The organism is Schaedlerella arabinosiphila (assembly GCF_003885045.1).
Taxonomy (GTDB): domain Bacteria; phylum Bacillota; class Clostridia; order Lachnospirales; family Lachnospiraceae; genus Schaedlerella; species Schaedlerella arabinosiphila.
On sequence record NZ_RHJS01000002.1, the window covers coordinates 925,439 to 937,338 of the forward strand.

Annotated in this window: 12 protein-coding genes; 11 read left to right on the forward strand and 1 reads right to left on the reverse strand. The window is 52.6% G+C overall.

Annotated features, from left to right (window positions below; translation table 11 throughout):
- The first annotated feature begins 332 nt into the window (after nucleotides 1-332).
- From EBB54_RS04750 to nth, 4 genes are read left to right on the forward strand one after another with little or no spacing between them, the layout of a single operon-like run.
- The gene (locus EBB54_RS04750; protein WP_125126570.1) at nucleotides 333-1,097 is read left to right on the forward strand and encodes a DUF1700 domain-containing protein; all 765 of its coding nucleotides are present in this window, start codon (nucleotides 333-335) and stop codon (nucleotides 1,095-1,097) included.
- Nucleotides 1,091-1,393, forward strand: coding sequence for a PadR family transcriptional regulator (locus EBB54_RS04755; RefSeq protein WP_004069352.1), 303 nt, complete (start codon nucleotides 1,091-1,093; stop codon nucleotides 1,391-1,393). The genes EBB54_RS04750 and EBB54_RS04755 overlap by 7 nt, the downstream gene beginning before the upstream one ends.
- Before the next feature lie 28 nt (nucleotides 1,394-1,421).
- Nucleotides 1,422-2,381 carry a carbohydrate kinase family protein gene (locus EBB54_RS04760; protein ID WP_125126571.1) on the forward strand — a complete coding sequence of 320 codons (960 nt, stop codon included), beginning with the start codon at nucleotides 1,422-1,424 and terminating at the stop codon, nucleotides 2,379-2,381.
- A 41-nt stretch (nucleotides 2,382-2,422) separates the two neighbouring features.
- Complete coding sequence (gene nth / locus EBB54_RS04765; protein WP_125126572.1) at nucleotides 2,423-3,046, forward strand: endonuclease III; 624 nt, start codon at nucleotides 2,423-2,425, stop codon at nucleotides 3,044-3,046.
- 112 nt (nucleotides 3,047-3,158) lie between these two features.
- On the opposite strand, the gene EBB54_RS04770 is transcribed toward nth, so the two are convergent.
- A complete protein-coding gene (locus tag EBB54_RS04770; RefSeq protein ID WP_125126573.1) occupies nucleotides 3,159-3,554 on the reverse strand; it encodes a helix-turn-helix domain-containing protein in 396 nt (131 codons plus the stop codon).
- A 187-nt stretch (nucleotides 3,555-3,741) separates the two neighbouring features.
- On the opposite strand from EBB54_RS04770, the gene EBB54_RS04775 reads away from it, so the two are divergent.
- The 7 genes from EBB54_RS04775 (at nucleotide 3,742) to EBB54_RS04805 (ending at nucleotide 11,770) form a co-directional block, all read left to right on the forward strand.
- Nucleotides 3,742-5,247 (forward strand): AAA family ATPase, encoded by a 1,506-nt coding sequence (locus EBB54_RS04775; protein ID WP_125126574.1) that lies wholly within the window; start codon nucleotides 3,742-3,744, stop codon nucleotides 5,245-5,247.
- A gap of 210 nt (nucleotides 5,248-5,457) precedes the next feature.
- Nucleotides 5,458-6,069 carry a TlpA family protein disulfide reductase gene (locus EBB54_RS04780; RefSeq protein WP_125126575.1) on the forward strand — a complete coding sequence of 204 codons (612 nt, stop codon included), beginning with the start codon at nucleotides 5,458-5,460 and terminating at the stop codon, nucleotides 6,067-6,069.
- 60 nt (nucleotides 6,070-6,129) lie between these two features.
- Nucleotides 6,130-7,116, forward strand: a complete 987-nt coding sequence (locus EBB54_RS04785) for a Gfo/Idh/MocA family protein (RefSeq protein ID WP_125126576.1) — start codon at nucleotides 6,130-6,132, stop codon at nucleotides 7,114-7,116.
- A 343-nt stretch (nucleotides 7,117-7,459) separates the two neighbouring features.
- Entirely contained in the window at nucleotides 7,460-8,314 is an 855-nt protein-coding gene (locus tag EBB54_RS04790) for an SAM hydrolase/SAM-dependent halogenase family protein (RefSeq protein ID WP_004069338.1), read from the forward strand.
- A 223-nt stretch (nucleotides 8,315-8,537) separates the two neighbouring features.
- A complete protein-coding gene (locus tag EBB54_RS04795) occupies nucleotides 8,538-9,089 on the forward strand; it encodes an ECF-type riboflavin transporter substrate-binding protein (protein WP_125126577.1) in 552 nt (183 codons plus the stop codon).
- Between the two features lie 147 nt (nucleotides 9,090-9,236).
- On the forward strand, nucleotides 9,237-10,946 hold the full coding sequence (locus tag EBB54_RS04800; protein ID WP_125126578.1) for an ABC transporter ATP-binding protein: 1,710 nt from the start codon (nucleotides 9,237-9,239) through the stop codon (nucleotides 10,944-10,946).
- Nucleotides 10,943-11,770 carry an energy-coupling factor transporter transmembrane component T family protein gene (locus EBB54_RS04805; RefSeq protein ID WP_125126579.1) on the forward strand — a complete coding sequence of 276 codons (828 nt, stop codon included), beginning with the start codon at nucleotides 10,943-10,945 and terminating at the stop codon, nucleotides 11,768-11,770. The genes EBB54_RS04800 and EBB54_RS04805 overlap by 4 nt, the downstream gene beginning before the upstream one ends.
- The last annotated feature ends 130 nt before the right edge of the window (nucleotides 11,771-11,900 follow it).

Consider the following 11,900-nt stretch of genomic DNA (forward strand, 5'->3'; position numbering starts at 1 on the left):
ACAAAATAATGTCAATGGATGCTTATGAGCTGTTCATTGAAAGTAACCTATCCAGTTACATGTCACACCCCGACCAATCACCACGCTGATTGGTCGGGAGGATGCACATAAAAGCTGGTATTCAGGCCGCCCATTGCCGAAGGCAATTTTAAATGGCGGCCTGAGTTACAGGGCACGCCTGGTCAAGGTGTCCTGTAACCCTATCCAGCCCATTTTAACATCTTGTTTCCAAAATACAGCATTGACATCCCTTCCATACATATGCTATACTGAACTCAAACTACTATAATATTTACAATAGCTATTTTCACAATAGAGAAAGGAGGATCACCATGGATCAGCAGACCTATCTGAAAAAACTTTCCTGCGCCCTGCACTGGAGGCTGCCGGGGCCGGAGGCAGAGGATGTATTGTCCGATTACCAGGAGATCTTTTCCCAGCGTCCGGCAGAAGCCGATGACCGGATCATCCGGGATTTGGGGGAACCGCTGCAGGCTGCCCGGCTGCTCACGGAGCCGGATCGATACCGCCGATGGCTTGCCGCATTTGGATGGATGTCCTTCTGCCTTGCGCTGCCCGAGTTTCTGCTGCTGCGGGCCAGGTTTTACGGATATCCGGCGGGAATGATGTTTCTATTGCTGGCGGCAGGGACAGCGGCGGCACTGATGTGGTTCGGCATCCATCGAAGAGAACGGGAGATACGGCATTTGCCGAAAGGTCTTTGTCCTATGCTGGCCTGCCTGCTGGTGATCCTTGCGGCGGCCGCACTGATTCTGGCCGGTCTGGCGGCAGAGATCTGGAAAGAGCTCCCTCCGGCATTGTACGGAATCGCGGCGTATTGGACTATGAGCCTGGCCGGTACGGCCGCGGCAGTGCTTGGTTTTTTCGGGCTCGTAAAAGCCAGAATCTCCGACCGGCGCTGGCGTGCCCTGTACATAACGGGGCTGACGGTATTGGCGGAATGCGTCCTGGTGACTGCCGCCCTGGTCAGTATGGATCTGGATGCCGCGTCTTCCGGCTGGTGGGTCTCCTATGCCGGCATCATGGGGGGCATCGGTTTTATAGGGCTGGCCGGCGCGGGGGTATCCTTATGTTAAAAAAAGATCTCATCGAATTGAGCCTGCTGTACGTCCTGTCCAACGAAGATTTGTATGGATATGAAATATTGCGCCGTATCCGCGAAAGCTTTCCCGGTACCCAGGAAAGCGGCATCTACGCGCTGCTCCGCGGTTTATGCAGGGAAGGCTGTACGGAACAATACGAGGGGGAGACCTCCGACGGCCCAAAAAGAAAATATTACCGTATCACCGAAGCAGGAAATAGAAAACGGGAAAACCTGCTGGAGGAGTGGCGCCGCCTCCGTGATGCGCTTGCCGCATTAGGGATTGAATAGCTTTCATTCTAAAAGAAGTGAGAATCATATGATGGAACAAAAGACGGATTTTATTATCATCGGGGCATCCATCCTGGATGTGCTCACTCAGCCCGTTTCGGCGGAGGTATTTGAGACGGGTTCGGTGTCCGCAGAACATACGGCCATGCATACCGGAGGAGACGCGCTCAATGAAGCCGCAGTCCTCGCCGCGCTGGGAGCTTCCGTAAGGCTGGTCAGCAAAGTGGGATCGGATTATGCCGGAAATTACATTCAAAATTACTGCCAACGGGCCGGAATGGACACGTCCTTTCTGCAGGAAGCAAAAACGCTGGAAACAGGCGTGAACCTGGTGCTGGTGGATGAAGATGGAGAACGGCATTTCATCACGTCGCAGAGCGGAAGCCTGAGAAAACTCTGCCCGGCCGATATTCCGGACAGGGCCCTGCAGGGCGGACGGTATCTCTGCTTTGCCAGTATATTTGTATTTCCGGCATTTGACGACGCTGCCCTTGCCGCATTGTTTTCCAGGGCAAAGGCAAATGGCCTGGTTCTCTGCGCGGACATGACCAAGCGGAAAAACGGCGAGACCTTAAAGGATTTGGAACGCAGCCTGCCGCTGCTGGATTACATTTTCCCCAACTACGAGGAGGCCAGCCTTCTGACCGGATTGACGGACTGGGATGAGATCGCGGATGCGTTTCTTGGCTGCGGGGTAGGGTGTGTCGTCCAAAAGGCCGGCAGCCGGGGCTGCTTTATCAAAACAAAGACACAGCGGCATTGGATTCCGGCGTATCCCCATGCCCGTTGTCTGGATACCACCGGGGCCGGGGACACCTTTACCGCATGTTTTCTGGATGCGCTGGGCCGCGGGATGGAGCTGCCGGAATGCGGAAGCTTTGCAAACGCGGGGGCATCCATCTGCATCGAAGGGCTGGGGGCGACGGGCAGAATCCGGGACAGGGAACAGGTGACAGAACGATATGCAAAGATCCGCAGTCTGATCTGACTGTGAATAGAAACAGGATATAATAGAGAGAGGATATTTTCATGAAAAAGCGTACGAAAGAAATTCTTGAAATTCTGGATCAGCAGTACGGCACGGAGTATGTATGCTATCTGAACTATGAGACGCCCTGGCAGCTTTTGATCGCCACGATGCTGAGCGCCCAGTGCACGGATGCGCGTGTCAACATTGTGACAAAGGATCTGTTTCAAAAATATACCTCGGTGGAGGCATTTGCCAAGGCGGATCTGGCGGAATTGGAGCAGGACATCAAGCCTACGGGATTCTATCACAACAAGGCAAAAAATATCATTGCCTGTATGCGCGCCCTTCGGGACCGGTTCGGCGGTGAAGTACCCAGAAGCCTGGAGGATCTGACTTCTCTTGCAGGCGTAGGGCGCAAGACGGCAAATGTAATCCGGGGAAATATTTATCATGACGCAAGCGTGGTGGTGGATACTCATGTGAAGAGGATTTCCAACCGGCTCGGCCTGACAAAGAATAAGGAACCGGAAAAGATCGAGCAGGATCTGATGAAAGAGCTGCCGAAGGACCACTGGATTCTGTACAATATCCAGATTATTACATTTGGCCGCAGCATCTGTACGGCGCGGAATCCGAAGTGTGAGGAATGCTTTCTGACAAAATACTGCAGCGGGTCAAAATAAAAGAGAGGAGAGAGCCACCAGCGTGACACATAACCTCTCTTTTCGGCTAATTTTCGTGTTGTCTGCCAACGTCTGCCTTCGCAGTAATGATTGCGGATTTTCGTGCTGCCAATCAACGTTCCGTTTTCTGATCATGACTTGTATTTCCGGCTTCCATTTCTTTGATATATTTCAGAACTCTGATGATCTGCTCCTGCCTGTCCGGCGGGAACTGGTGCAGGATATTGAGGGCCTCGGCATCCCGGGCCTCGGAAATATCCTGCTGCCTGTCCTCATTCTGCCCTGCATTTAAAATAGAATCAATGGTGACATTGCACAGCCTTGCGTAATACATCAGAACGCGCAGATTCAGCTTTGCACGGTTATTTTCAATATTGCTTACAAAGGAAACGGTGCAGCCCAGATCTCCGGCAATCTGCTCCTGGGTGTAGGAATGCTCCGTCCTCAGACGCTTTAATTCCATTCCGATCTTTTCAAAATTATATTGGTCTAAATTGTAATCATTCATAAACAGCCTCCCGGCGACTATATTTATAAATATAGTTTATTATATTTTTGGGTTGAAAACAACTGGCTTGTTTAGTATAATATAATTTACTTATCAGTATACAATGAGGGGCGGTATACAAAATCTTGCAGCCGCGTCATGGATCTGCTGATGCAGAACGATCTCAGAAAAAACGAGGAGGTAGAAAATGAACATAATAGAAGCGAAGAACGAGATTAAAAGATCGGTAGAGATTTATCTGGATAAAAACGAATTTGGAGAGTATACGATCCCCGTTTCAAAACAGCGCCCCATCTTCATGGTGGGCGCGCCCGGGATCGGAAAAGCGGCGATCATGCGGCAGATTGCTTCGGAGCTGGATATCGCGCTTGTATCCTGTTCCATGAGCCATTACACGCGGCACAGCGCGCTGGGGCGGCCTGTGATCAAGACCCGGGACTTTGACGGGACGGAGACCGCGGTATCCGAATACACCATGAGCGAGATCCTTGCCGCCGTGTATCACGTGATGCGGGACTCCGGAAAAAGGGAGGGGATATTATTCCTGGACGAGATCAACTGTGTCCACGAGACACTGGCGCCGGCCATATGTTTGTTCCTCAGGTATAAGACCTTCGGAAACCGGCAGGTGCCGGAGGGATGGACTATTGTTACGGCAGGCAGCCCTCTCCGATACCATAAATCAGCCAGAGAATTTGAAGCGGCGGACATGGACCGCCTGAAACGGATTGAGATTACGGAAGACTTTCCGGTCTGGAAGCAATATGCTTATGAGCAGGGCATCCACGCCGCTGTGACTGCATTTCTGGAGATCAACCGGCAGTGCTTTTATTCCATCTGCTCCACGGCGGAGGGGCCCCGGTATGTGACGGCCCGGGGCTGGGAAGATTTGTCCGCGGCGATGCAGCTTTATGAGAAGAAGGGCTTTCCGATCAGCCGGCGGCTCATCGGGCAGTACATTACGGACGAGGAGACTGCGGAAAGGTTCGGAATTTACTATGATCTTTTTCAGAAATACAAAGCAGATTACCGGATCGGGGATATTTTATCAGGCAGGGGCAGCGGAGAACGGATCGAAAAGCTGGGGAAGGCAGACATGGAAGAGCGGTTTTCCGTGTTAGGGCTGCTTATGGAAACGCTGGGGGAGGGACTTCGAAACACGGTCAGCCGGGAGCGTATCCTGCAGATGACGGCGAAAGCGCTCAGGAGCATCAAAAAAGCGGTCAAAGAGGATCAGATACCCGTATCCCTGCTGCTGCAGGAGCAGGCGGACGGAATCCGGAGGTTTTTGCGGGAGCGGACGGCAGCCAACAATCTGACGGGAAGGGAGCGGAAAGAGTATCTTTCGGTTCTGGGGACGCTGACAGAGTATGCACGGAATCTCGATACAGGGGACCTGAAAAAAGACTTTGAAAAACTGAAAAAGCAGTTCGTCAGAGAAACCAGGCAGCACGAAAAACAGATTGTGCAGGTGAAGTCCATGCTGGAGGAGGCGTTTTCCCTGATCGAAAAGGCTTGGGGAAACCATCAGGAGATGGCCTTCTTTCTGGCAGAGCTGGCCAACGGAGCGGACAGCATGGCCTTCATCAGCCGGTGGGGATGCGAATCCTATTTCCGATATCATCAGGAACGGCCGGCTGCCGAACAGGAACAGAGCCTGACGGAGGAGCCTGGGATGCTGCTGGCAGTATGAAAGATCCATAGACGGTGGATACGGTTACTGTTCACACCCTGCGGGTGCTCCAGTAACTGGATTCCTGCTCCGGTACAGATTTCCGTTTTAAAAAGATTTTCTTTTTCCGGGATTTCTGTTATAATCAGGAATATGATGCGGGGAACCGGCAGCAGCGGATTCTGTAAGAGGACCAGGTTCGGTTCCCCAGCCATAAAGGGAGGTTGATTCATGAAGAATCCATTTAAGAAATGTATACTGCCTGTGGTTCTGTCGGCTGTTTTGCTGTGCGGCTGTGGAGGAGGCGGCGCAGGAAAAACAGAAGAGGGCAGCGGCGCACAGGAGACAGAGGACAGCGGCGCGCAGAAGACAGAAAGCACCGCCGGCGCAGAGGAAGATGCTTCCGGTGCACAGGCTGTTTTTGAGGGAAAGGACATGGAGGGGAATCGGGTTTCTTCCGATGATTTTTCCAAGTCAAAGCTGACGATGATCAATGTATGGGCCACCTACTGCAGCCCCTGCCTGAACGAGATGCCGGAGCTGGGAGAGCTTGCGCAGGAATATGATCCGGAAGATTTTCAGATCATCGGGATTGTCAGCAATGTACCGGAAGGGGCGGACGAGGAGTCTCTGGAACTCGTGGAAGTGCTGATTGAGCAGACCAGCGCGGCTTATCCCCATGTGCTTCTGAATGAGTCGCTGCTTGACGGGATGCTCGCGGACGTGACAGGGGTACCTACGACATTTTTCTATAATCAGGAAGGAAAGCTTTTAGATACCGTGGTGGGGGCTAAGGATAAAGCAGCCTGGAAAGAAATCATCGACGGGCTGATCGAAGAATAATCACCGTACGGTTCCGTTCCTGATTGAAATCCATCTGTGAATTGAAAAGGAGAAACACACATGAAAGAGCTGCGCTTAGGAACCATCGGTTCCGGTTCGATCGTCCATACCATACTGGACAATGTAAAAATAGTAGACGGTATCCGTCTGACAGCGGTCTACTCCCGGACGGAGGAAAAGGGAAGTCAGCTTGCGGCAGAATACGGGGCAGAACGGGTCTATACCGACCTGGACGCATTCCTGGGGGACGAGGAGATGAACACGGTCTATATTGCGTCGCCTAACCTGTTGCATTATGAACAGACGAAAAAAGCGCTTCTGGCAGGAAAGCATGTGATCTGTGAGAAGCCCTTCTGCACAAAGGCGGGGCAGGCCAGGGAGCTGACCGCCCTTGCGAAGGAAAAACAACTGTTCCTTGCGGACGCCGTACCCACCGCCTTCCTGCCGAATCTGGAAGCGCTGAAAAAGGAGCTTCCGAAGGTAGGAAGGGTGAAGCTTGTGCTGGGCAATTACAGCCAGTATTCCAGCCGCTACGACCAGGTACTCAAAGGGGAGGTGCCCAATGTATTCAATCCGCAATATGCGGGCGGGTGCCTGATGGATATCAACTTTTACAATGTGTATTTGAGTACGGCATTGTTCGGAAAGCCGAAATCATTCGTCTATTATCCCAACCGATGGGGGGAACTGGTGGATACGTCGGGAGTCCTGGTCATGCAGTATGACGGATTTGTGGGCAGCCTGGCGGGAGCGAAGGATACCTGGGGAGTCAATTATTTCCAGATCGAAGGCGAGAAGGGGCACATCTATATCAAAGACGGGAGCAACGGGATCGCGGAGGTACGGGTCGTCACAAAGGATTCGGAGGAAACAATCAACCTGCAGGAGAATCCGGAGTGGAGGTTCTACGAGGTGCAGAAGCTGACAGAGTATATGCTTGCCGGAGACTATGAGGCGGTGTACGGGCGGCTGGATGTGATGATTGATGTGGTTGAGATTCTGGAGGATGCGAGAAAGAAGGCAGGAATCCTGTTTCCGGGGGAATGAAAGCCTGCTGTTCACTCCTGGGCCGTGCATTGCACTGCACGTAATGTTACAGTTCACGGTCCAGCCGACCGCGAACTGTAACACCACGTGAGGCAGCTTTGAACAGGCCGGCGGAAAAGATATTGACAGATCACTCAGAATCAAATAGAATAGAATAAGTGCTGCGATAAAACGATCATACAGAGCGTTTCGTGAACAAATTGCACAATCTATACAGGCAAAGGGCTGCGGAAAAGCAGCATGGCTGCTCAACAGCGGAAAGCGTTTTATGAACGGCCGGCTTCGTCCTGTTTCCCTAAGCCGCTGCAAAACCCGGCAATATATTGAGTAAGGAGAAATGAGAATGGAAAAAAACGCATTGGTGTTCCAGACGGATTTTGGCATGGAGGACGGGGCGGTGAGCGCGATGTACGGGGTGGCGTACGGCGTTTCACCGGATCTGAAGATCTATGACCTGACCCACGGCATCGAACCCTACAACACATGGGAAGCCAGCTATCGTCTGATTCAGACCGTAAGCTACTGGCCGGAAGGAACCGTATTTGTATCGGTGGTGGACCCGGGTGTGGGCTCTACCAGGAGAAGCATTGTCGTCAGGACAAAGACCGGACAATATGTGGTGACCCCGGACAATGGGACGCTGACCTTTGTAAAACGCAACCTGGGGATCGAGGCGGCCCGAATCATCGATGAGTCCACCAACCGACGTTCAGGGTCGGAGGAGTCCTATACCTTCCACGGCCGGGATGTCTACGCGTTTACAGGGGCAAAGCTGGCCTCCGGGGATATTACCTTCGAACAGGTGGGGGAGGAGATGGATCCGGAAAGCGTACTGGAGCTGCCCACCATTCCTGCAAGGGAGACGGAGGACGGCGGCGTGGAAGGTACCATCGACGTGCTGGATGTGCGTTTCGGAAGCCTTTGGACCAATATTCCTGTGGAGCTGTTTAAAAAACTGGGTATCTCATTCGGAGAGCGGGTGGAGATCATGATCAGCAACGACACCAGGACGCTGTACCGGAATACTATGGTATACGGGCATTCCTTCGCGGATGTGTATGTGGGGGAACCGCTGCTGTATATGAATTCCCTGAACTGCATGGCAGTGGCGATCAATCAGGGAAGCTTTGCGAGAGCCTACAATATCGGAACCGGGAATAGCTGGCACATCGCCATCCGGAGAGATTCACGGGGCTGATCCTAGAAGTGACACCCTGACCTGGTGTAATATGCAGCAAAGTATACCTTAGGGCACCCCGTAATGGCCATGCGGCCGTTTCACAAGGTATACCCAAGGGCATCCCGTTATGGCCATGCGGCCGTTTCACAAGGTATACCCAAGGGCACCCCGTAATGGCCATTCGGCCGTTTCACAAGGTATCTTAAAAGGAAAGAGTTACAAAAAAGAGGAGGTTTTACACATGAAGAATTTTGCAGTAAAAACAATCGTAGCAATCGGTATCGGGGCAGCGTTATTTTTTGTACTGAGCACCTATATTGCAATCCCGACTCCGGTTCCGAATCTGAAATTGAGCGTTCACTATCCGGTGGTCGGCGTGATGGCTATGCTGTTCGGCCCTCTGGCAGGATGCCTGATGGGGCTGATCGGACATTTCCTGAGCGACCTGGCAAGCGGCTGGGGCGTATGGTGGAGCTGGGTTGCAGGCTCCGCGTTTTTCGGTCTGGCAATGGGATTCGTAGGATATAAGATCAAACTGTCCAATGGGGAATTTGGAATAAAAGGCGCAGTGATCTTTAACGTGGTTCAGGTGATCGCGCATCTGATCTCCTGGGGCTTGATCGCGCCGGGTCTGGACATTCTGATCTACAACGAACCGATGGAAAAGATTTTCCTGCAGGGAGCAGTGGGCAGCGTGGGAAATATTCTTTCTACGGCAGTCGTTGGTACGATCCTGTGCTTTGCATACGCATCCACCAGGGCGAAAAAAGGATCTTTGAAAAAGGAAGATTAATACGCAGGTGTAAAAAGGGGTGGTTTCTGCTGCCCTTTTTTCAGTACACCAAAAAAGAACAGGGGCCCAAAAAAGCGGGCGGGGCATGCCGCACCGCAAAGGGCGGCCGGAAAACGGCGATTTGACGCGGACAGGAGGACATAACAGGTGAAGGAGCCTATCATAAAATTTGAAGATTTTGGTTTTCAGTATGATGCCCAGGCAGAGCCTACATTAAAAAATATCAATCTGGAGATCTATCCGGGCGAAAAGATTTTGATCGCGGGGCCGTCGGGCTGTGGGAAGTCTACCTTGACCCACTGCATGAACGGGCTGATTCCATTTGCATATCCCGGGGAATCTACAGGGAAGCTGTCGATCCAGAATAAAGAGACAAAAAAACTGAGCATTTTTGAGATATCCAGGATGGTGGGAACGGTCCTGCAGGATCTGGACGGCCAGTTCATCGGCCTGACCGTAGCGGAGGATATTGCGTTTGCACTGGAAAATGCCTGTGTGGGGCAGGAGGATATGAAAAAGGCCGTCAGGCAGGTGGCCCGCCAGGTGGGCATTGAGGGCCATCTGGAGCACTCGCCGGACGCCCTTTCCGGCGGCCAGAAGCAGCGGGTTTCCATGGCCGGCGTCATGGTCAACGAGGTAGGTATCCTGCTGTTTGACGAACCTCTGGCCAATCTGGACCCGGCCACCGGGAAGAAGGCCATTGAGATTATAGACCGGATTCAGAAGGAAACCGGGGCTACGGTCGTCATCATTGAGCACCGCCTGGAGGACGTGCTCTGGCGGGACGTGGACCGGATCGTACTGATGAAAGACGGCCGGATCGTGAAGGACGCGCCGCCGGATGAGCTGCTTTCCACAGACGTGCTGCAGGAAAACGGAATCCGGGAGCCGCTCTACCTGACTGCCCTCAAATATGCCGGGGTCAAAATCACTCCGGAGTGCAGGCCGAGGAGCATCCGAAGCCTGACTCTGACGGAGGAGGATCAAAAGAAAGTCCGAAACTGGTTTCACGCAAGAAAAAGGGGAAAAGAAAAACAGGAGGGCAAAGCCCTTTTGACAGCCGATAAAATTGATTTTACATATGAAAACGGGTTTCATGCCCTCAAGGATATCCGCATTTCCATTGATGAAGGGGAACTGCTTGCCATCGTAGGAACCAACGGCGCCGGAAAATCCACATTTTCCAAGGTGGTATGCGGGTTTGAGAAGCAGCAGCTCGGGACGCTGACCTTCCAGGGGCAGGACATGAAAAATTACAGCATCAAGGAGCGGGCGGACCGGATCGGGTATGTGATGCAGAATCCCAACCAGATGATCTCCAAGCCCATGATCTTTGATGAAGTGGCATTCGGCCTGCGCCAGAGAAATGTGCCGGAATCGGAGATCACCCCGAAGGTGGAGGAGGTCTTAAAGATCTGCGGGCTCTACCCCTTCCGGAAATGGCCGGTATCCGCGCTGAGCTTCGGCCAGAAGAAGCGCGTCACCATCGCATCCATACTGGCGCTGGACCCTCAGATGATCATACTGGACGAGCCTACGGCGGGGCAGGACTACCGGCATTACACGGAGATCATGGAATTTCTCAATGAGCTGCACGGCCGGGGCATTACGGTGGTGATGATCACCCATGATATGCATTTGATGCTGGAATACGCGCAGCGGGCCGTGGTATTTTCGGGAGGACAGGTGATCGCAAACGACACCTCCGCCAATATCCTGACCAACCCGGAGATCATTGAGCGGGCGAACTTAAAGGAGACGTCGCTCTACGATCTGTCCCTGCTCTGCGGGATTGAGGACTCCAATGTGTTTGTCCAGCATTTTATAGACTATGAAAAGGAGGAAAAGAGAGGATGATCCAGTTATTCAATTACATTGACAGAATTTCTCCGATTCACAGACTGACGGGAGCGGCCAAACTGGCGTGTATGCTCTGCTGGGTCCTGGCGGCTATGATCACCTTTGACACCCGCTACCTGATCCTGCTTACGGTATGCGCGCTGGCGCTGTTTCGGGTATCTAGGATCAAAGTGGGGGAAGTGAAGGTGATCCTGATCTTCTCGCTGGTCTTTTTGTTCCTCAATAATCTGCTGATCTACCTGTTTTCACCGGAGCACGGGGTCAGCATTTACGGAATCAGGACAGAACTGCTTCATTTGATAGGAAGGTACAGCATTACGGCGCAGCAATTGCTGTACCACGCAAATGTGATTTTGAAATACACTGCTACCATCCCGGTGGTGATCCTTTTTGTCTCCACCACACAGCCCAGCGAATTTGCGGCGTCGCTGAATAAGCTGGGGGTCAGCTACCGGATCTCCTATTCCGTGTCGCTGGCGCTCCGCTATATCCCGGATGTGATGGACGAGTTTCATTCCATTTCCCTGGCCCAGCAGGCAAGGGGCGTGGAGCTGTCCGGGAAGGAGAGTATCATCAAGCGTTTGAAAGGGGCGACGGCCATATTGATGCCGCTGATCCTCTCCAGCATGGACCGGATCGAGGTGGTTTCCAACGCCATGGAGCTGCGCTGCTTTGGGAAGGAGCCGAAGCGGACCTGGTACCGGGAGAGAAAGTTCACCGGGCTGGATTACGGAACCATTGCCCTCGGTTTCGGTCTGATCGGGATCTCCTTTGTGCTGCAGGCGGTCAATGGGGGACGGTACTGGAACCCGTTCCTGTAAAAGGCGGCCCGGAGGTATGTCTGAAACACAAAAAAGTCTGGAAGTCCCAAGAGGAGTTTCAGACTTTTTTTCATAGACTATATCACAATTTAGTGAAAATTCAAAAATGAGACTGGTTTGTGATTTTTTT

What these genes read in the sequence shown, in the direction of transcription:
- EBB54_RS04750 (WP_125126570.1), top strand. Translation starts at nt 333, where the DNA reads ATGGATCAGCAGACCTATCTGAAAAAACTTTCCTGCGCCCTGCACTGG.
- EBB54_RS04755 (WP_004069352.1), top strand. Translation starts at nt 1,091, where the DNA reads ATGTTAAAAAAAGATCTCATCGAATTGAGCCTGCTGTACGTCCTGTCC.
- EBB54_RS04760 (WP_125126571.1), top strand. Translation starts at nt 1,422, where the DNA reads ATGATGGAACAAAAGACGGATTTTATTATCATCGGGGCATCCATCCTG.
- nth (WP_125126572.1), top strand. Translation starts at nt 2,423, where the DNA reads ATGAAAAAGCGTACGAAAGAAATTCTTGAAATTCTGGATCAGCAGTAC.
- EBB54_RS04770 (WP_125126573.1), bottom strand. Translation starts at nt 3,554, where the DNA reads ATGAATGATTACAATTTAGACCAATATAATTTTGAAAAGATCGGAATG.
- EBB54_RS04775 (WP_125126574.1), top strand. Translation starts at nt 3,742, where the DNA reads ATGAACATAATAGAAGCGAAGAACGAGATTAAAAGATCGGTAGAGATT.
- EBB54_RS04780 (WP_125126575.1), top strand. Translation starts at nt 5,458, where the DNA reads ATGAAGAATCCATTTAAGAAATGTATACTGCCTGTGGTTCTGTCGGCT.
- EBB54_RS04785 (WP_125126576.1), top strand. Translation starts at nt 6,130, where the DNA reads ATGAAAGAGCTGCGCTTAGGAACCATCGGTTCCGGTTCGATCGTCCAT.
- EBB54_RS04790 (WP_004069338.1), top strand. Translation starts at nt 7,460, where the DNA reads ATGGAAAAAAACGCATTGGTGTTCCAGACGGATTTTGGCATGGAGGAC.
- EBB54_RS04795 (WP_125126577.1), top strand. Translation starts at nt 8,538, where the DNA reads ATGAAGAATTTTGCAGTAAAAACAATCGTAGCAATCGGTATCGGGGCA.
- EBB54_RS04805 (WP_125126579.1), top strand. Translation starts at nt 10,943, where the DNA reads ATGATCCAGTTATTCAATTACATTGACAGAATTTCTCCGATTCACAGA.